The 20730-nt window shown below is 38.7% G+C and carries 14 protein-coding genes; all 14 read left to right on the forward strand.

Annotation, left to right across the window (positions count from 1 at the left end; translation table 11 throughout):
• Window positions 1-68: 68 nt before the first annotated feature.
• The 14 genes from tssB (at window position 69) to ACTHUR_RS06525 (ending at window position 20524) form a co-directional block, all read left to right on the forward strand.
• A complete protein-coding gene (tssB, locus tag ACTHUR_RS06460; RefSeq protein ID WP_004520044.1) occupies window positions 69-587 on the forward strand; it encodes a type VI secretion system contractile sheath small subunit in 519 nt (172 codons plus the stop codon).
• A gap of 31 nt (window positions 588-618) precedes the next feature.
• Window positions 619-2118 carry a type VI secretion system contractile sheath large subunit gene (tssC, locus tag ACTHUR_RS06465; RefSeq protein WP_004520043.1) on the forward strand — a complete coding sequence of 500 codons (1500 nt, stop codon included), beginning with the start codon at window positions 619-621 and terminating at the stop codon, window positions 2116-2118.
• 80 nt (window positions 2119-2198) lie between these two features.
• The gene (locus ACTHUR_RS06470; protein ID WP_003761730.1) at window positions 2199-2681 is read left to right on the forward strand and encodes an Hcp family type VI secretion system effector; all 483 of its coding nucleotides are present in this window, start codon (window positions 2199-2201) and stop codon (window positions 2679-2681) included.
• Window positions 2682-2846: 165 nt separating this feature from the next.
• Complete coding sequence (locus ACTHUR_RS06475; protein WP_004520042.1) at window positions 2847-3662, forward strand: type VI secretion system accessory protein TagJ; 816 nt, start codon at window positions 2847-2849, stop codon at window positions 3660-3662.
• Window positions 3663-3695: 33 nt separating this feature from the next.
• Window positions 3696-4208 (forward strand): type VI secretion system baseplate subunit TssE, encoded by a 513-nt coding sequence (tssE, locus tag ACTHUR_RS06480; RefSeq protein ID WP_004520041.1) that lies wholly within the window; start codon window positions 3696-3698, stop codon window positions 4206-4208.
• Window positions 4205-6181 (forward strand): type VI secretion system baseplate subunit TssF, encoded by a 1977-nt coding sequence (locus ACTHUR_RS06485; protein ID WP_049337059.1) that lies wholly within the window; start codon window positions 4205-4207, stop codon window positions 6179-6181. Before tssE ends, ACTHUR_RS06485 begins: the two co-directional genes overlap by 4 nt.
• A complete protein-coding gene (gene tssG / locus ACTHUR_RS06490; protein ID WP_004520038.1) occupies window positions 6178-7218 on the forward strand; it encodes a type VI secretion system baseplate subunit TssG in 1041 nt (346 codons plus the stop codon). Before ACTHUR_RS06485 ends, tssG begins: the two co-directional genes overlap by 4 nt.
• 85 nt (window positions 7219-7303) lie before the next feature.
• On the forward strand, window positions 7304-9955 hold the full coding sequence (gene tssH / locus ACTHUR_RS06495; protein WP_004520037.1) for a type VI secretion system ATPase TssH: 2652 nt from the start codon (window positions 7304-7306) through the stop codon (window positions 9953-9955).
• A gap of 135 nt (window positions 9956-10090) precedes the next feature.
• Window positions 10091-10714, forward strand: a complete 624-nt coding sequence (gene tssJ / locus ACTHUR_RS06500; protein ID WP_004520036.1) for a type VI secretion system lipoprotein TssJ — start codon at window positions 10091-10093, stop codon at window positions 10712-10714.
• A 33-nt stretch (window positions 10715-10747) separates the two neighbouring features.
• Complete coding sequence (gene tssK / locus ACTHUR_RS06505) at window positions 10748-12091, forward strand: type VI secretion system baseplate subunit TssK (RefSeq protein ID WP_049337057.1); 1344 nt, start codon at window positions 10748-10750, stop codon at window positions 12089-12091.
• A gap of 24 nt (window positions 12092-12115) precedes the next feature.
• The gene (gene tssL / locus ACTHUR_RS06510; RefSeq protein ID WP_004520033.1) at window positions 12116-13351 is read left to right on the forward strand and encodes a type VI secretion system protein TssL, long form; all 1236 of its coding nucleotides are present in this window, start codon (window positions 12116-12118) and stop codon (window positions 13349-13351) included.
• A gap of 58 nt (window positions 13352-13409) precedes the next feature.
• Complete coding sequence (gene tssM, locus ACTHUR_RS06515; RefSeq protein WP_049343522.1) at window positions 13410-16967, forward strand: type VI secretion system membrane subunit TssM; 3558 nt, start codon at window positions 13410-13412, stop codon at window positions 16965-16967.
• A 130-nt stretch (window positions 16968-17097) separates the two neighbouring features.
• A complete protein-coding gene (locus ACTHUR_RS06520) occupies window positions 17098-19371 on the forward strand; it encodes a type VI secretion system Vgr family protein (RefSeq protein ID WP_004520031.1) in 2274 nt (757 codons plus the stop codon).
• A gap of 16 nt (window positions 19372-19387) precedes the next feature.
• The gene (locus ACTHUR_RS06525; RefSeq protein WP_004520030.1) at window positions 19388-20524 is read left to right on the forward strand and encodes a DUF2169 family type VI secretion system accessory protein; all 1137 of its coding nucleotides are present in this window, start codon (window positions 19388-19390) and stop codon (window positions 20522-20524) included.
• Window positions 20525-20730 lie beyond the last annotated feature (206 nt).

The following is a 20730-nucleotide window of genomic DNA, read 5'->3' on the forward strand; positions in this document are numbered from 1 at the left end:
ACCTCATCCACAATTTCGTAAATATCTTTTAGATATACAACATTATTAATTATCCTAAGGTTATAACCATGTCACGAAATAAATCATCAGGTCAAAAGTTTATTGCCCGCAATCGAGCTCCTCGCGTGCAAATTGAATATGACGTAGAGTTGTATGGCTCAGAGAAAAAGATTGAACTGCCTTTCGTTATGGGTGTTATGGCAGATTTGGTTGGTAAACCTGTCGAGCCACTGCCTGACTTGGCCGAACGAAAATTCTTAGAAATTGATGTAGACAATTTCGACGAACGCATGAAAGCCCTTAAACCTCGTGTCGCCTTCAACGTAAAAAATACATTGACAGGTGAAGGGAATTTGAATGTAGAACTCGAATTGGAAAGCATGGATGACTTCTCACCGGCTGCGATAGCTAAAAAAGTAGCACCTCTAAATGAGCTTTTACAGGCACGTACAGAACTGTCTAATTTACTCTCATATATGGATGGTAAAAGTGGGGCTGAAGAACTAATTGGAAAAGTCTTAGGAGACAGCGAATTACTAAAAAGTCTTGCAGCCGCGCCCAAATCAACATCCAAAAATGAACAATAGTCTCTAATAAAACTAGAAGTGAAAGTAAATCATGGCTGAAAAACAATTAGATACCCTAGAAAATGGCAGTTCGCAACATGTGTTTGCAACCAATGAATTTGAACAGCTGCTTCAAAAAGAATTCAAACCTAAAACGGAAGAAGCTAAAAGCGCTGTAACTAATGCAGTCGCAACATTGGCTCAGCAAGCCTTACAAAATGTCGTCACCATTTCAGATGATACCTATCAAACCATTGAAGCAATTATTGCCGAAATTGACAGAAAGCTTTCTGAACAAATCAACTTGATCTTGCATCATGAGGACTTTCAAAAGCTTGAAGGTGAATGGCGCGGCCTGCATCATTTAGTGACCAATACCGAAACAGATACTTTACTGAAAATCAAAGTATTACCTATTTCCAAAAAGGAAGTTGCTCGTAATTTAAAACGCTTTAAAGGTACGGCTTGGGATCAAAGCCCACTCTTTAAACGTATTTATGAGGAAGAATACGGCCAATTTGGCGGTGAACCCTTTGGTTGCTTAGTAGGTGACTATTATTTTGATCACTCTGCCCCTGATGTAGAAATGCTCAATAGTCTTGAGAAGATTGCAGCGGCTGCACACTGTCCATTTATTGCTGGTGCATCTCCCAAATTAATGCAAATGGAGTCTTGGCAAGAATTAGCTAATCCGCGCGACTTAAGTAAAATTTTCCAAAATGCCGAATATGCTCCATGGCGAAGCCTGCGTGAATCCGAAGATTCACGTTATATCGGTTTAGCCCTGCCTCGTTTCCTGTCTCGCCTGCCTTATGGTGCCACAACAAATCCTGTAGACGAATTTGACTTCGAAGAGGAAACAGAAGGTGCAGATCACAATAAATATACTTGGGCCAATGCTGCTTATGCAATGGCAGTAAATATTAATCGCTCATTTAAATACTATGGTTGGTGTACCGCTATTCGCGGTGTGGAATCAGGCGGTATCGTTGAAAATCTTCCCTGCCACACATTCCCAACCGATGATGGTGGTGTAGACATGAAATGCCCAACAGAAATCGCCATTAGCGACCGCCGAGAGGCAGAATTGGCTGCATTGGGCTTTATGCCATTAATTCATCGCAAGAACACGGATTTAGCTGCATTTATCGGTGCGCAATCTTTGCATAAACCATCTGAATATTATGATCCAGATGCTACCGCCAATGCACGTTTATCTGCTCGCTTGCCTTATTTATTCGCATGCTGCCGTTTCGCACACTACTTAAAATGTATTGTTCGTGACAAAGTTGGCTCATTCCGCGAACGTGATGACATGGAACGCTGGTTGAACGAATGGATTATGAATTATGTAGATGGAGACCCTGCCAACTCTACGCAAGAAACGAAAGCACGCAAACCATTAGCTGCTGCAGAGGTAGTTGTAGAAGAAGTAGAAGATAATCCAGGATACTACACTTCTAAGTTCTTCCTGCGTCCTCATTATCAACTTGAGGGGCTTACCGTTTCTCTACGCTTGGTTTCCAAATTGCCTTCGACTAAACAAGAATAGTCAGGCTTAGTTTATTTAGTTGGGTATATTTAGTGCCCTGTTGTTAAATCGCTTGTATTTTTTAACTAGGAGAGTAAAAAATGGCTATTGATATGTTCATGAAAGTTGAAGGTGTAAATGGCGAATCAAAAGATTCTAACCACAAAGACTGGACTAACATCGAAAGTTTTGACTGGGGTGCAGAGCAACCTGGTTCAATGACTAGCGGTGGTGGCGGTGGTGCCGGTAAAGTCAATTTCAATGACTTGACCGTAGTTGCTGCTATCGATAAAGCAGCTCCAACCATTTTGAAAAACTGCGCTACTGGCCAACACTTGAGCAAAGTAGAAATTTCTGTATGTAAAGCTGGTGGTGAACAAATTGAATACTCACGCACTACATTAGAAGATGTCTTAGTGACCGGTGTGAAATTCATTGGCGTACAAGACAATGATGCTCTGAAAATGCGTTATTCATTCCAAGCTGCAAAAGTGAAAAACCAATATTGGGAACAAACCGATAAAGGTTCTAAAGGTGCTGAAGTTCAAATGGCCTTCAATATCAAAGAAAACAAATCTGCATAATTGATATGTAGATTTAATTAAAAAAGCCTGACTTAAAAGGCGTTTTTAAGTCAGGCTTTATATATAAATGTTTTCACTTTTCAGACGGCACTACTTAACTGAAAAATTAATCTTGTTTTTAACTTCTATTATTCATCTTTATAAATTAAATAAGGGATCATTGAAATGGATTTGAAGACTAAATTATCAGAGATGATTGAGCTTGTACGTTCAAATCCTGACAATCAAGAACATCGTTTAGCACTGATTCAATATCAGTGTCTGTGCGCAAAATGGGAACAGGCTTTAAAACAGATTGGACAATATCAAAAACTGTTTCCTCATACCCAAAAACCTTTAATGCTTTATCTTATTGAAAATATTTCTGCTGAAATGCGGCGTCAGGCAGTTTTGGAAGCCCAACAAAAACCAAAAACACTAGAACAACACGCAAGCAAACTTGATATTCTTCAAAAGCAACTCTCTTTAGTTGCCCATGTTTCAGAACAGAAAAATAAAGCCCTTGTCGATGATTATACTGTGCTATCTGAGAATATAGAAGGCTCGCCCGTACATATTACTTACCTTTTAGCAGATAAATCAGTTTCCGAGATTGATAGTGACTGGATTATGGATGGAGACGTACGTACCGCCTTCGTTTATGAATATTTCTATCAAGGTCACTACTACTGGCAAACATGGAATTCTATTGAAAATATTTCTTTCAAGACACCAAGTTCCTTACTGGACATCATTTGGAGGCCGTCTGAAATCAAATTTACTAATGGTGAATGTATTCAATGTACCAGCCCTGCTCGTTATGCTGTTATGCCTGGTGAAGAAACAGCATGGTCAGATCTACTAATGAAATGTTCACAAACTGACTGGATAGAAATAGCAGAGCAACTCTTTACAGGGGTTGGTCAAAAAACTTTGTATACCGACAACCATGATTTTGGCCTTTTAGATATTTGTAATATTAGATTTGAACAAAATCATTAAAATCTATCCATCTTTCAAACCCAACAATTAAACATGTCGCAATTCAAAAATCAACTGTTACCCTCTTTATTTGACAGACTAACAGATGAAGAGCCACGCAGAAAAAAAGAGGCACGCTCCGATCAGGTCATTAATCTTGATCAATATCGGCAAGCAGTACTGCGTGATATTCTTTATCTACTGAATACATGCAACATGCAAGCAGAAACTATGGGGATTGACCTAACTGAAAATGTACGCTCTTCTACATTAAATTATGGTATCCCTCCCCTTTCTGGTATTAATTTTTCCGATATTGAATGGCAAGATGTGGAACAGAATATCAAACAAGCCATCATCGATTTTGAACCGCGTCTTGAAAATAAGACTCTACAAGTGATCGTAAATACCTCAGACGATGATGACGATGCTTTACACAATAAACTCATTATTGAAATCAAAGGTTACCTGAAACTCAATCCTTATCCTAAAGAATTCTTGCTCCGAACCAGCATGGATGTTGAAACAGGATTGTTTGACTTATTAGATGGGGGAAATGGGGCTTGAATAATAAATTACTGTCTTACTACAACAAAGAGCTAACTTTTCTAAAGGAAATGGGTAAAGAGTTTGCAGCCCAATATCCTAAGATAGCCTCAAGATTAGCTTTAGATACAACTGATATTCCTGACCCCTATGTTGAAAGACTCTTGGAAGGGGTAAGTTTTCTTACTGCACGCACCCAACTTAAACTGGATGCGGAGTATCCTCGTTTTGTCCAAAGAATCTTAGAAGTTGTTTATCCTGACTTCATCAATCAAAAACCGGCTGCAGCTATTGTCAATCTAGAGCCTACTAATCAATATAACGCTGATGTGATCAATCTACTGGAACGAGGAAAAATATTAAGGTCTCTGCCTATTGATGAATTTAGAGTAAGTTGTCCATTTTCTGTAACTAAAACTACTGAAATTCTGCCACTTCGTATTGAAAAAGCCAAATATACTGACTCAATAGGTTATTTACCAAACGCACTCCCTGCACTCAAACAATCCTCTGGTAAGAAAGTACAATCTGCCTTGCGTTTGGATTTTTCATTGAGCGTACCAGGTACATGTTCAGAGATGTTGCCAGATGAATTATCTATATTTTTGGGTACAGAGCTTTCCAAATCATCTTCATTGCTGTTTCTATTGGCTTCTGAATGCGTGGGTGTTGTTTGCCACAGTTACGAAAATCCAAAACAATGGTATTACCCATTACCTACTACACCAGAACATCGTGGTTTTCGAGAAGATGAAGCCTTATCATTTAATTTAGATAAATCGGTGAGTGCATTCCGAATTATGCAGGAGTATTCACGCCTACCGGAAAAGTTTCTATTTATTTCTCAAAAAAATATTAAACAAGCCGTCCAACAAGCCGAAAAAAAAGGACACTTACCTAAAGTACCTGAACATTTAGAGGAAATCGTAAACGATAAGGGAGTCAATAAAAAAATTATTACTTATCGTAAACGCTATTTTAGTCTTTCATTTTTATTCAGTAATAAAATACCTGAATTAACTGAGCTGATCGGTGTAGATGATTTCTCTGTAAATGCCGTACCAGTCGTCAACTTATTCAGAAAAAAAAGCTCACGCTTTCCGGTAAATATTCAAGATCAGGAGTACCATGTCGTTATCGACCGTACCCAGCCCCTGAATTATGAAGTCTACGCTATCGAGCAAGTAAAAGGCTTTGATACCAACAACCTTCAAACCGTAGTATTTTCACCAATGTACAAAGCACCGGATATAGGACTCTTTCCTGAGTCCCAAACTCAACATGCTTATTTTTCTGCTCGTCGTGCTGATAGAGTACCATCCGAAAACTCAGCTAAAAATGGTTTTCGCTCTTCCTATTTAGGTAGTGAGGTATTTTTATCTCTTGCTAATAATCAGAATTACGCCTTTAATTCAAACATACAACACCTTTCTGTCGATACTTGGTGTACAAGCAGAGATTTGCCTCTAATCATGCCTCGAGACGGAGAATCTGACTTTCTTATTGAGGGATTTTTGCCAGTCAAATCAATTAAACTGATTTCTAAATTAACAAGGCCTCAAGAAGCAGTAAGTGAAGATAGGACACTTTGGTCATTTTTAAATCAATTGAGCTTAAATTACCTATCGCTCTTGAATACTGATAAAGAAGATGCGCCTGTTGCTTTGAAAGAGCTTTTAACAGTATTTGTTTCTTCTGAAAGCGATTTACTGAAAAAACAGATTGAATCAATTACACGAGTTGAAACCTCAATTATTAACAAAGTAGTCCGTCATTATGGAGTTGCAGCCCCTATCAGAGGAATCAACATTACTATTACACTAGACGAAGCTCAATTAGGCGGCGTCCATCCTTTCCTATTTGGATCAGTTTTAAACCATTATTTCCGACGTTTGGTGTCTATTAACTCATTTGTACAACTGAGAATTGACACGCTCCAGCAAGGTCATATTGCTACTTGGCCGTCTGAAATTGGAGAGAGAATGATTATATGAGTCCAGTCAACCCTAAAACAGATTTTGGTGACTCATTAGACAATGCTTGGGATGAAAAACTTACAGTCTTTTTAAATAAAGTTTCCTCTCAGCCGTATAAGTATGATTATTTTTCACTCTTGCGCCAGCTTGAGTCCGTTAAATTTATTACTGGTGGGCAAATATTAGGCAAAGCTATTAGCCCCAAAATGGAGAAAATAAGGATCCACCAAAATCCTTCGCTTACTTTTGCCCCACGCAATCTCCAATCGGTAACCTTATCACCACATTATGTAGAAATTTCCATTAATGGATTTGGTCTGTTTGGCCCATCTGGCCCACTACCTCTACATTTAACCGAGTATGCTTATGAACGCCAACATCAACACGGTGACCGGGCATGGGCAGGTTTTGCAAATATGTTGCAACACCGTCTGGCTATCTTATTCTATCGAGCATGGGCTAATGCCCAAAGCATTACATCTTTAGATAAAAATGCTGAAGACCGCTTCGGAAAATATATTGCCAGTTTTAACGGCCTTAACATTCCGACCACACATAACAAAGGCTTAATTCACGAATTTGCCAAACGTTATTTTTCCGGTCTATTGATAAAACAAAGCCGATCTGCAGTCAACCTGCAACAACTGCTCACTCGCTATTTCCAAGTTCCCGTTAACATTCAAACTAACGTGGGGTACTGGGTTAAGGTTGAAGAAGAGAAAACGCAAATTGGGATTATGGGTAACTACACACTTGGTGATGGTTTACTACTAGGTGACAAACTCTATGATGTGCAAAGTAAATTTCGGATTATTATTGGCCCACTTACCTTACCAGCCTACCAATCATTCTTTAAAGACGGTATTAATACAGCCCGTTTACGAGAATGGGTTCGTTTATTTGCCGCAGAAGAATATGAATGGGACATTCAACCTATTCTGATGCAAAAAGAAGTTCCACTGATGGATTTAGGAGGGAACACTCAACTCGGCTTATCAACTTGGCTGGGAAATGTTTCCCGAGACGCAGAAGACTTGATTGTCAGCAATCATTAATCGGCTTTTCAGACGGCCATCGTCGATAAAAGCTTTAGAAAACTATTTTTGGACATATTTGAAATAATTTAACTAAGGACGTCTTATGTCAAACATCAGCCGCAGCGTATTATTTGGTAAGTTAAATACTACTTTGTATAAAACTTTGGAAAATGCCTATACCTTCTGTCGTCTTCGAGAAAACAGCTATGTTGAATTAGTACACTGGCTACACTCTCTACTTCAAACTGAAAAAACAGATATCTTCTGCCTGATAAATCAGTTTAACTTAGATGAAGTCAAAGCACGAAAAGATGTATTGGCTGCAGTAGAAAAATTACCTGTTGGTGCTACTGCCGTTATTGACTTCTCCGAACATATCCAAACCCTTGTCGAACAAACTTGGACATACAGTTCACTAAAATTTGGTACAGACAAAATCCGTACAGCTCATATTTTCTATACCATGCTGCAAAATAAGACTTTACAGGGTATTCTGGCCAATATTTCATCTGAGTTCCTGAAAATCAAACCGGAGACATTGGCAAACAATATTATTGCTATTACTGCTAACTCTGAAGAGAATCTTGATGTTACCCAGAATGCCTTATCTTCCGAGCCTAATGCTACCCACAAAGAAAGTGCCTTAGCTAAATACGGCAGCAATCTTACCGAAAAGGCTAAAAATGGCGAAATAGATCCAATCACAGGCCGTGACACTGAAATCAGACAAATGATTGACATCCTAATGCGTCGCCGTCAAAACAACCCGATTCTTACAGGTGAAGCCGGTGTTGGTAAGACTGCTGTGGTTGAAGCTTTGGCATTACGTTTAGCTGCCGGAGATGTTCCGCCTGGGTTGAAAGACGTTCAATTAATTCTATTGGATATCGGTTTGCTCAAAGCTGGTGCCAGTGTTAGCGGAGAATTTGAATCACGCCTCAGAGCAGTTATGGATGAAGTAGAATCCAGCCCAACCCCAATCGTGCTATTCATCGACGAAATCCATACTTTAATTGGTGCCGGTGGAGCTGTCGGTACTGGTGATGCTGCCAACTTACTCAAACCTGCATTAGCTCGTGGCAAACTTCGTACTATTGGTGCAACCACATGGGCAGAATACAAAAAATATTTTGAAAAAGATCCTGCCCTAACTCGTCGCTTCCAAGTTGTACAAGTAGATGAACCCGATGAAGAAAAAGCCATCAACATGCTTAGGGCATTGAATGCTTCTCTAGAAAAACACCATAAAGTGATTATTCTTGATGAAGCAATCCAGGCTGCTGTAAAACTTTCTCACCGCTATATTCCAGCACGTCAGCTCCCCGATAAAGCTGTAGGCCTGATTGATACTGCCTGCGCACGTGTTGCAGTCAGCCAACATGCTGTACCTGGAAGCATTGAATATCTACGCAAGAAGTCAGAAGCATTAAAACTTGAGCAAGCAAATTTAGAACGTGAGAAAAAACTCAGTTTTGATTCTGAAGCTAGAATCACAAATATTGGTAAAGAATTAACTGAGGTTGAAGGCCGTCTGAAAAAATTAGAAGACAGATGGAAATCTGAAGCAGACTTAGTTGCCGAGCTATTGGCTGTACGTGAACAAATCATGCAGGTTGAACAAGAAACAACCGATGAAGAAAATAAACAGTTGCGTACCCGCCAAAAAGAACTGGTTACTAAATTGAAAAAACTGCAAGGCGTCCAACCTTTGGTTATGCCGTTAGTAGACAGTCGTACGGTTGCTGACGTTGTAGCAGACTGGACTGGAATTCCTGTCGGAAAAATGATGAAAGACGAGGTTGAGGCTGTATTACAGCTTGCTGATACCTTAAATAAGCGCATCATCGGCCAACGCCACGGTTTGGATGCGATTGCCCGCCGTATTCAAACTTCACGCGCCAATCTAGACAATCCCAACAAGCCTATTGGTGTTTTCATGCTTGCTGGCCCTTCCGGCGTGGGTAAAACCGAAACTGCACTGGCTCTAGCCGATACATTATATGGTGGTGAACAAAACGTGATTACCATCAACATGAGTGAATATCAAGAAGCTCATACTGTATCCACTTTGAAAGGAGCTCCTCCAGGTTATGTCGGCTATGGTGAAGGTGGCGTATTGACTGAAGCTGTACGTCGTAAACCTTACAGTGTTGTCTTACTCGATGAAGTAGAAAAAGCACATCCAGATGTTCATGAAATCTTTTTCCAAGTATTCGACAAAGGCTGGATGGAAGATGGCGAGGGCCGCTATATCGACTTTAAAAACACCATTATCATTCTTACCACCAACGTTGGTACAGATTTAATTATGGATATGTGTGATGATCCCGAAATGTTGCCTACTCCAGAAGGCCTAACTAAAGCCCTGCGTACTCCCCTGCTGAAAACTTTCCCAGCTGCTTTATTAGGCCGGATGCAAGTTATTCCTTACTATCCGCTATCCGATGATATGCTCTCAAAAATTGTTGAATTGCAATTAGACCGTATCGTAAAACGCATTAAAGATAATCATGGCATCGACCTACACTATACCCCTGAAGTGTTAAAACTAATCACTTCACGTTGTACAGAAGTTGAATCAGGTGGCCGCATGATCGATGCGATTCTTACCAATACGGTTCTACCACAAATCAGCCAAGAACTACTTACCTGCGCAACACAGGGGAAACAAGTTTTGAGCGTAAATATCGACGCAAGCAATCATGACTTCAATTACCAATATAAATATAAACTTAGAAAGAAAAATACTTTATAATTCTAAGTAAAATAAGAAATCTTAGTATTTCGATCGACAGTCATAGACCAACTAGTTCCTAAAATCTAGGCTGTCGATTAATTTAAAATTTCTATCATTAAATACAATCACTATTGATGTACCTAGGTAACCAAAATGCATGGAAAACTGATAAAATATATATCATTTGCAATGATATCTTTGATGGTAAGCGCATGCGCATCCAACCATAAACCACCAAAAGAATCTGACGAAAGTGGAGAAAAAATTGATGTACAAATCATAGTTTCTCCCGATGTCAATCCAAATTTAGTTGATCAACCTTCCCCCATAAGATTGGATTTATATCAACTGTCATCTGATGGTGAATTTAAAAAAGCAAACTATTTTGATCTTACTAATAATGCTAAAGAAACTTTAGGAGACAAATTAATTCAACAAAACCAATTCATGTTACACCCTGATACGGTTTCTGTATTACCTATCAAGATGGATTCTCATCTGAAATACCTAGGTGTTGTTGCCAGTTATCGTGATTTGGATAATAGTCAATGGAGATTAATTTTATTAAAACAAAAACAACGATGGTATCAGTTTGGGAAACACTATTTCTACGTGAATATTGGGAAAAATGAATTATATCAATTATCGAAATCAGAGATGCAAGAAATGCTAAAAGAATATAAAGAGCGCCATCCTGATGATCCGACTATCAAAGAAAATGGGAAAACTCGTAAGAATAATAGTGATCTGAGCAAAGGCATTTTCCGCGAGGAATAAATACTTATATATAAATAATTTGAGGTTGAATGCATGGCAATTGAAGCAAAAGTAGTTTGGTCGGAGGGAATCTTTATTACCCCACAGCATTTCCAGCAATTTGAACGTTATCTTGAGTCTGGATTACGTCAACTAGCTGTTTCTAAAGAAGGTTATTTTTGGGGATTTTCATCTTTAGTACTGGATTCAGACGGCCTCAAACATGGTGTTCTTGGTATTCGTGAAGCAGAAGGTATTTTTCCTGATGGTTCTATATTTGTGTTTTCCCAAAAACAACTTGAAAATTTAAGCTTAAAAGTACCTGCAAACATAAAAGATACCAAAGTTTGCTTAGCCATTACTCTGCCATCCTCTGTCAATAATGAGATTGACTTTCTAAATCAAAATTCTGCTCACTCTTACCGATATAAAGCATTTGAGAAAACCCTTGCAGATACAACAAACTCCGAATTAGACGGTCGCCAAATTACACTAGCAGATCTTAATCCTACATTGATTTTAGAAAATGATTTAACTAGCAATCAAACTGCCCTTCCTATTGCAGTTATCCGATCCAGTTCAGCAGACTTTGAAATCATTCTAGACGAATCATATATTCCACCTTCCCTAGGAAGCCAAAAGCAACAACACCTAAAAGCTTACATTTCAGAAATATATGGCTTATTAATGCAAAAAAGCAATAGTCTAGCTAACGCTGTAAACGACCCGAATACCGGAGGTTCTGTTGAAGTAATGGACTTTATGATGCTTCAGACCATCAATCGGTATCTGGCTTATTTGCATCATGAAAATGAAGGCGCTCGTCAAACTCATCCAGAACAATTATTTGTCAACTTATCAAAATTATGTGCTGATTTAATGACTTTCCTTCCTTCACGCAAGGTAGGAGATGTTCCTATTTATGAACACAATGATCTAGCATCATGTTTTGGTAAATTATTTTTTAACTTGCGCAAATCACTGTCTATTGTACTTGAACAAAGAGCAATTAGAATTCCATTAGATTTGCGTGATGAAGCAACCCGAGTCGCCCAAACTCCTGATCAAAGCTTACTGGATAAAGCTTCATTTGTCCTAGCCATCAAAGCTGATATGCCTAACGAAGCCTTACGCCAAAAAATTCCAAGTGTAGTAAAAATAGGTACTGTAGAAAAAGTTAAGGAATTGGTTGCTTACCATTTACCTGGAATTAAAGTTCATGCGTTATCCGTGGCACCAAGAGAATTACCATACCATAGTGGTTATGTTTATTTTGAATTAGATAAAAAACATGAATTATGGGATATGTTTGATACTTCCTCAGGTATGGCTTTCCATTTGGCTGGTAATTTCCCTAATTTAGATGTTGAATTTTGGGCGATTAAGTCTTTAAGTTAATTTGATTTAATTTGGAATTTCATTATGAATAACCAGAATAATACTGCAAACAACGCAGTAAATGTTTATAACCCTTTAATTGAAGCTGCTAAACCTGTTCTTATCTTGGCTAACTCTATGCAGCAAACTACTAGTCAATTATCTACTGACAGCCTAATTAATAAATTCTCTCTCTTAATTAATAATTTTGAAGAGAATGCTGAAAAAAATGGAGCTAAATATGATGCCATTCAGGCTGCAAAATACTGTCTTTGTACATTTGTAGATGAATTAGCAGTCCGTGCAGGCTGGGCTGATGAAACTTGGTCAAAGAATAGCTTATTAGTATCTTTTTACGATGAAACTTGGGGTGGAGAACGTTTTTTTGAAATCATTCAAAATTTGAAACAAGATTCTGATAAGAATATTGATTTATTGGAGTTTATGTATTTATGCCTACAATTTGGTTACAAAGGTAAGTACCAGGTTCTAAACAATGGGGAGCTTGAGATCGATAAAATTAAAAGGGACCTACTTGCCTTAATTCACAGTAAACGACCTGACCAAACTGCTAATCTTTTTAAACATAACCCGATTATTACAAATAATATTCAAAGGAAACGCAGGCTTGCTATTCCTTTATGGGTAGTAGGCGTATTAGGAGCTGTTGCATTAGGTGTAGGCTATTTTACAATGCAATGGTCATTAGGAGATAAATTCAATACAGCCAGTACAAAAGTAAACAGCCTCAAACTCCCTTCAGTAATCACCAAACAACAGGATACACAAAAAACAGTCCGACTACGGCCTTTATTGGAAAATGAGATTGCTAGAAAATTAGTATCTGTGGAAGATTTTCAAGACAGAAGCACTGTTACTATTTTAGGTGATGGCTTATTTGAATCCGGCTCTGCACAAATTCAAGACCAATATTATCCTGTTTTGGCTGCGGTTAGCCAAGCCTTAGATAGTGTGGAAGGACAAATTATTGTTACGGGATACACTGACAATCAGCCAATTCAGAGCTTAAATTTTCCATCCAACTGGCATTTATCACAGGCTCGGGCAGATGCAGTAAAAGAAATTTTATTGAATTACGTTAAAAATGGTGGAACACGCATCCGTTCTGAAGGGCGAGGCTCAACCGATCCTGTAGCACCAAACGATACTTTGGAGAACAGGGCTAAAAACCGAAGGGTTGAAATTACATTATTTACTACAGAAACTGGACCCAAACTAGGTAGCACAGTCGAAATAAAAAACAATACCTCCAATCCTTAACAAAACGGTAGTGCAAACACACAATAATCTATTTTAGATTGATACGGAAAAAATAGACATGAAAAAAATTATTTATTTTCTAGGTTCTCGCTCTTTATGGGTGATGTTGGGTATTACTGGCCTAATTATATTAGTATGGTTTATTGGCCCATTAATCTCCATAGGTGAAGTTCGCCCCTTAGTAAGCAAAACTATTCGTTTTGCAGTGTGTGCCACTATTATTGGTATTTGGTTGGCTAAAGCTGTATTTCGCCAATATCGTGAATCCCGACGAAACGCTGCTTTATTGAAAGAAATTCGAGCAGCCCAAGAACCTATTTTAAAAAGTGCAAATGATGTTAGCTCTATGAGCCGCCAGTTTGCTGAAATGGACAAAGTATTAAAGAATGCTAAATTTTCTAAATCTAAAAACAGTTTGTTGGCTAGACTAGAAGAAGGTCAATACCTCTATCAAATGCCATGGTATGTTGTCCTAGGGGCAGCAGGATCTGGTAAAACGACTGCACTCAAACGTTCTGGCCTTAACTTCCCCTTAGAGAGCACTTTGGGGACATCTGTAAGTGGCCTAGCAGGTACACGAGATTGTGATTGGTTCCTATCGGATGAAATAGTATTTCTCGATACAGCTGGTAGATTATCTTTACATGACAATCATAGCAGTAAAGATTCTAGTGACTGGGAAGAATTTGTAACGCTGCTACAACGTTACCGACCTAAACAGCCAATAAACGGAGTATTGGTTACTGTAGGCGTAGATGATTTATTGGGCGGAAAAACCAATATAACAGAAATCTCAGTAGAACTGCGTAAAAGAATCCATGAAATGCATACTAAATTAGGTATACATTTTCCAGTTTATCTTATGATAACCAAATTAGATTTATTGCATGGTTTTAATGAATTCTTTAACCATCTAACTGAAGAACAAAGAAATCAATATTTAGGGATTCCTCTATCTAATACAGAAGGAATGGAAACCCCTATCGCTACTGCTTCTAATGCCTTAGCAGATATTGTAGATAAATTACGCTCCTCTATGTTGGGTACTGTTCACCAATTAGAATCCACTGAAGACAAGGCTGCGGCTTTTGCATTCCCTGAGGAGTTCGAGCGTCTTAATCAGGCCGTACTTTCCCTATTTAAAGAACTGTCTAAATCTTCAAAATTTGAGCAACCTATCGCATGGAGAGGTGTTTATTTTTCAAGCTCAACTCAAACAGGACAACATCTCAACCCTATACTGGAAGGTTTGCAAAGTGATTTCCAATTATCTAAAAAATACTTGGATTCAAACCAGGCCTCTACTCAGAATAACGAACATAGCTTTTTCTTAAATAGACTATTTGCTGACGTTATTTTAAGCGAGGCAAATTTGGCTGGTGAGAATAAATCTTGGTTTGTCAAAAAACAAATCTTGTATTGGCTAGGTATTGGAGCTATTGCAACTGTAGTAATCGCATGTTTGACAATGATGTTGAATAGTTACTCCAATAACCAATCATATCTTGAACAGGTTGATAAAAAAGCAACTGACTTAGCTTCAGATGTAAAAAAATATACAGACGGCCCTGATTTACTTAAGGCTGTAACATTTGCTGAACAAGTTAGAGATACAACTACCAGTAAAGAAATTCCAGATTTATTATCCCCTCCGCTCAGCTATCGTATTGGCCTTTATCAAGGCAGCCAAATGAAAGATGTTGGGGAGTCAGCCTATTATAGAATTCTTCAAGACAACGTAATGCCATTAATCAGCTATAAGTTGGATGAACTTCTACGCACAGCTAATGGCTCCAACAATATTAATAGCTATGATGCATTAAAAGCTTATCTTATGATGTTCCACAAAGAACATTTTGATGCTGCTTTTATGCAAAACTGGTTAATGTCCAATTTGTCTAAAACAGAATCATCAGGTATGAGTGACCAACAAAAAAAATCTGTTGAAAAAGCTCTGAATCAGATTCTTTCAAAACAAAGCATTACACCAAGCGTTCCCTATGATGAAGAATTAGTAGAACGTCGTAGACAGGAAATTGCGCAAAGAGACATTGCAACCATGGTATTAGAAGATACCATAAATACAGTTACTCTCTCTGGAAAGGGAGGAGTTACACCTGTATCCTTTTCAAGTATGGGTGGAGTGCAAAGTCACTTGTTATTCCGACGTAAGACTGGTGGAACTCTGAAAGAACCTATTAACTTTATTTATACCAAAGAAGCCTACATTACTAAAGTTTTGCCTGCTATGGTTAAATCTGCAGAGCAGTTTTTTAATGAAGACAACTGGGTATTAGGTGACTATGCTTCTTTAAGTCAAAGCAAGGCATCTGTCCTTTCTGATGCCCAAAGAATCTATTTCAGTAATTACATCAAAGTTTGGAATAGTTATTTATCTGATTTGTCATTAGTAACACCAAAGTCATCACGAGAGAGTACTCAAATTGCTAAGCTGCTATCTGAAAAGAACTCACCTTTAGTCAATATTATTAAAGGAATTAGTGATAATACGACTTTAACTATTGACAAACGAATAACAGAAAAAGCTGGAAGCAAAATTACTGATTGGTTAAATAGAGCGGGACTCTCGAAACTCTTAGAGAGTGAAGAGGGGAATAATGTAAAGAATGAATTAGCTGCTTTAAAACAAGCAACTCCAGTCGATGATGCTTTTGCAGATTTCCATATATTAACTGAAACCACTAATGATCAACCTCCAGCTATTAATAACGTTACAGAAGCTATAAATGATTTATATGTTTATTTAGTTGCCGTTAATGTTGCTGTAGAAAAAGGAGTGGACTTACCACCTGATGATCCTTTCGTAAAATACAAGGCTGAAGTAAATAGACTGCCACCTCCCTTTCGCCAAATGTTAGATAACTTTTCTGAAATTATTCTGAAAAACACTAACAAAATTGTTGATGAAAAAATTTTATCTACTTTAGAAAAACAAATGGCCACATTGACTAATAGTTGTCAAGAAATACATCAACAAGGATACCCTTTCGATAAAGGATCGGAGGACAATGTCGCATTAGAGAGTTTCACCAGTATATTTGGTCCCAATGGTATCTACAGTAAATTTACCAACTTGACTGGTGAAGCTGCCGTATTGGCACGCTCAGAAAAACTGGAAACTTTAACTGCTAAAAATGATGCGTTTAAAGATCGTTTTGCAAAGCTAAATGATATAGCAGACATTCGACAAGGGTATTTTGATAAAGGATCAGAAACTCCTACATTCGACTTTTCAATTAAAGTTTTAATTCTTGATACCAGTTTAGAAAGTGTAAATATTTCATATGCAGGTAAGAGCTATGTATACAGCCATGGTCCTGTAAATCCTGTAACCTTTACTTGGCCATCCAAGAGTGAAAATGCTTTAGCTAAAATAGATATCTCATCTCCCCAAATCAACAGCGCAGGTATTAGTTCAACTGGGCCGTGGTCAATCTTCCGCCTTATTGAAAAAGGTAAAATTATTCGCCAAACAGGAAATACCACTGTTGTCGAATACAATATTAAAGGAAAAAATCTTATACTTGAATTTACTACTTCTACTGCCTTTAATCCATTTAATTTAAGTAAATTACGGAATTTTCAGTGTATTTAAAAGTTTCAATAGAGATGTAAATAATATTATCTAAAATATCACTTCCACATATTTTATCCCTATTTAAAATATAGGATAAAAATACTTCTAACCGGAATATTGGTTTAAGATTGACAAGGAGTTTCCCGAAATGAATAGAACTATCGTTGCTCATACGCCTTTGGGATCACAACTATTATTCAAAAAAATGCTTGGAACAGAATCCGTTTCAAATCTGTTTGAGTTCAATATTACATTGGTCTCCCCAAACCCAAATTTACAAGGCAAAGATATTATTGGTCAGTTTGTAACATTGGAAATTGATACTGAAGCAAGCAGTCCTCGTTACCTAAATGGTCTGGTTACCGATTTCGGTTATATTGGAGAAGATGAGGACGAGGAAGGTTATCATGCCTATACTTGTACCACTCGCCCATTCATGTGGTACCTCACTCAAAATACAGACAGCAGGGTTTTCGTTGATAAGTCCGTATTAGATATCGCTAATGAAGTCTTAGCACCATTCGGATTCCCATACCAGATAAAATGTCAAAAAGGGTATCGAACAAGAGGCTTTTGTGTTCAATATCAAGAAAATAGCTTTGATTTCTTAAACCGCCTATTTGAACAAGAAGGTATCTACTATTATTTTGCCCACAGTAACGGTTCACATGAGCTGGTTATTACTGATGATGTCGGTGTTTTAGAAGCTATTTCATCCCCTAACATCCCCTACCACTCTCGAAATACTGCACCAGGGGCACCAAATATCGCCTATATTGATATTTGGGAAGAACGAGATGCTTTAAAATCTAGTCAATTTGTTACTCGAGAATACAATTATAAAAATGCTAAAGTACCGATGATGTCTTCAGACTCAGTTCATGACTTTAATTCGGTATCTATGGAACACTATGACTTCTACACAGGTTTTAGTGATGTGGCAGAAGCACAAAATTACAGTCAGGTTCGTAGTGAAGATTTGAAAAGCCAAACCAAGATTATTACTGGCTCAGGCACTGCACTGACACTTGCTCCAGGTTATACGTTTATCCTGAGCAAACACCCTCATGCATCTTCTAATACCGAATATACTATTTTAAAAGCTGATTATGATTTCGAAGAGGCAGGCTATACGTCTGGAGACCGTATTGGCAAATTTAGAATTTCATTCCGCGTATTACCTAAATCTTATCCATACCGCCCTCCTCTTAAAACTCCCAAGCCAAAAGTTTTAGGGACACAAGCAGCTACGGTAACAGGACCTGCAGGTGAAGAGGTCTACACCAATGAATATGGCGATATTAAAGTCCAGTTCCACTGGGATCGCTATGGAAAAATGGATGAAAACAGTTCCAACTGGGTACGAGTAACTCAGGGCTCTGCTGGTGCTGGCTATGGCTCTATTAATACACCACGCATTGGCGAAGAAGTACTGGTTGATTTTATTAATGGCGATGCTGATCGACCCATTGTATTAGGCCGTCTGTATAACAGCGCAATGTCGCCACCATGGGGATTTCCTGCTGCAGCTAAGCAATCCGGTATCAAGAGTAAAAGTTTTAACTCTCCATTAGCCAACTTTAACGAACTGATGTTCAATGATACTGCTGGGTCTGAAATGGTCAACTTCCAGGCACAGAAAGACTTGACCTCACTTGTTAAGAATAATGAAACCCGTAACGTCAACAACGACCGAACCACTACAATTGGTAATAATGAAACTGTAACAGTAGTAGGTGATCGAGCTAAAACCGTTCAAAAAAACGAAACTGCCTCAATTACCCAAAACCGTACCAAATCAGTCGGCCAAAACGAAACTTCCAGTATTACCCAAAACCAAAGCATTAGTGTTGGCCAAAACCAAAGTACTTCTGTGGGTAAAGATCAGAGTGTTTCTGTCGCTAAAAATCGAACCCATTCTGTTGGCCTCGATGAAAACATTGGCATCGGAAAAAATCAGGCTTTAACCGTAGGCTTGGATCAAAACGTTTCTATCGGCAAAAATCAAGCATTGACCGTTGGTGCCAATCGTAACAAAACCATTGTATCCAACGAGGTAAGCAGCATTGGTGGCAATAAGCAGGAAACCGTCAGCCTAAATGGTATGAGCAACGTTGGTATCGGACAAATGACCAACATTGGCGCTGGCTATATGCTAAACGTCGGAGGTGGTTGGATGACCAACGTTGTTGGTGCCGAAATGCATAGCGTTGGCCTAGTTATGGGACTTAATGCAGGTTTAAATATTGGCCTTAATGCCGGCAATAAAATTACCTTATCTGCTGGGAGCAAAATTACCCTTCAAGTAGGCAACTCAATGATTGTAATAGATAAAAATAAAATCTCTATCGTTAGTAAAAAAGTTAAGATCGTTGGCACTAATGTAGTAGATATGGATGGTAAAAAAGTCGATATCAACTAGAAGAAAAGGTATATAAATGTTCGAATTGGAGAACTTTACCTGCTTTCATACGCAGCAATTTAAAAACATCGACCAGTTAGATCGAACATATGATGTCGTAGTTGCTAAAGTCAGTTATGAGTTTGAAATCGATCCTGTAACTGGAAAAACCGTACTTAAGTTTGCCCAAACGCAGACGCCTCTTACATTTGCAGATACTTTTTACGGTGAACCATCTCAAACTTCAACTCAGTTTGAAAGCGACTTCTGCCTTTATAAACCTAAAACTGATTTAGTGGTCAATGCAATCGCCTATGCACATGATGACACTCCCGCTCGGCAACTTGCTGTAGCGGTGAGTGTTGGCGATTACCAAAAAAGTCTGGCTCTTACTGGCGAGCGCTACTGGGTAAGAGAGATAGCCGGATGGTCTCTAAGCGAACCAGATCCTATTCTCTCCTTGCCCATCCGCTATGAATTTGCCTTTGGCGGTAGTGCAGTTGAAGACGATCATGAGGGGCATCAGCAAAATCCTGTCGGTATTGGTTATTATCCCAAATCCCAACTCAAACAAAATGGGTTCAAAAGGATATTAAAGGCTCACCAGATTTATGACCCAAGCCATCCGGTACGAGATCCTGCTGAAAATGTTGCTCCTGAAGGATTTGGCTTTATGCCCCGTTATTTTGCGCAACGGGCACAACATTCAGGTACTGCCGATGCAGAATGGATAGCTAACCGTGCACCTTTATTACCAAAAGATTTTTCTATGGCTTATTGGAACGGTGCTCATCCTTCCCTTCAATTGCCACATCTAAAGCCTAACCATATCTATACACTAGGATTTACCGGCATGGTACATTCCTTTCAAGCGCCCAATCAGTACTTTACTGTCGAACTACCGGTAGAGACTGTATTTGTACATGCCCATACCGCATCTAATATGTCTTTGTGTAAAGACATGGTGTTGGATACCGTACTCGTTGATGTAGAACAACGCCGCATCGACTGTACATACCGGACTTCTTTTGCAGAAGAGCTGGAAATTTCTGCATGTCAACTCAGGTTTATTGCTCGACATGAACGGGCAGAACAAATCGCAGCCGCAGTTGCATGCCATACTTCACAAGACAAATTTATCCCGATACCGCCTTCTCTTGCGGCACTCGCGTAAACAACTAAAAGACCGTCTGATTATCAACCGATTGTAGCCAATTTTTCAGACGACCCCATCCCCCCAACAGGAGCACCCAATGGCCGTCAATAAAATCGCCCGTAAAAGCAGCAAATTCCGCGTTGTCTTTACCGTCCCCGATTTCTGCTGGCCGCCTCCACCCGCTCCCCCTTCCGTTCCACCCATCCCCTTCCCACTCTTTGCTG

The organism is Neisseria sp. P0021.S007 (assembly GCF_051956855.1).

Bases quoted from the DNA above. Each gene is read 5' to 3' on its own strand.
- tssG (WP_004520038.1), top strand. From the start codon at position 6,178: ATGAGTCCAGTCAACCCTAAAACAGATTTTGGTGACTCATTAGACAAT.
- tssK (WP_049337057.1), top strand. From the start codon at position 10,748: ATGGCAATTGAAGCAAAAGTAGTTTGGTCGGAGGGAATCTTTATTACC.
- ACTHUR_RS06470 (WP_003761730.1), top strand. From the start codon at position 2,199: ATGGCTATTGATATGTTCATGAAAGTTGAAGGTGTAAATGGCGAATCA.
- tssH (WP_004520037.1), top strand. From the start codon at position 7,304: ATGTCAAACATCAGCCGCAGCGTATTATTTGGTAAGTTAAATACTACT.
- ACTHUR_RS06520 (WP_004520031.1), top strand. From the start codon at position 17,098: ATGAATAGAACTATCGTTGCTCATACGCCTTTGGGATCACAACTATTA.
- tssE (WP_004520041.1), top strand. From the start codon at position 3,696: ATGTCGCAATTCAAAAATCAACTGTTACCCTCTTTATTTGACAGACTA.
- ACTHUR_RS06525 (WP_004520030.1), top strand. From the start codon at position 19,388: ATGTTCGAATTGGAGAACTTTACCTGCTTTCATACGCAGCAATTTAAA.
- tssJ (WP_004520036.1), top strand. From the start codon at position 10,091: ATGCATGGAAAACTGATAAAATATATATCATTTGCAATGATATCTTTG.
- ACTHUR_RS06475 (WP_004520042.1), top strand. From the start codon at position 2,847: ATGGATTTGAAGACTAAATTATCAGAGATGATTGAGCTTGTACGTTCA.
- tssL (WP_004520033.1), top strand. From the start codon at position 12,116: ATGAATAACCAGAATAATACTGCAAACAACGCAGTAAATGTTTATAAC.
- tssM (WP_049343522.1), top strand. From the start codon at position 13,410: ATGAAAAAAATTATTTATTTTCTAGGTTCTCGCTCTTTATGGGTGATG.
- tssB (WP_004520044.1), top strand. From the start codon at position 69: ATGTCACGAAATAAATCATCAGGTCAAAAGTTTATTGCCCGCAATCGA.
- tssC (WP_004520043.1), top strand. From the start codon at position 619: ATGGCTGAAAAACAATTAGATACCCTAGAAAATGGCAGTTCGCAACAT.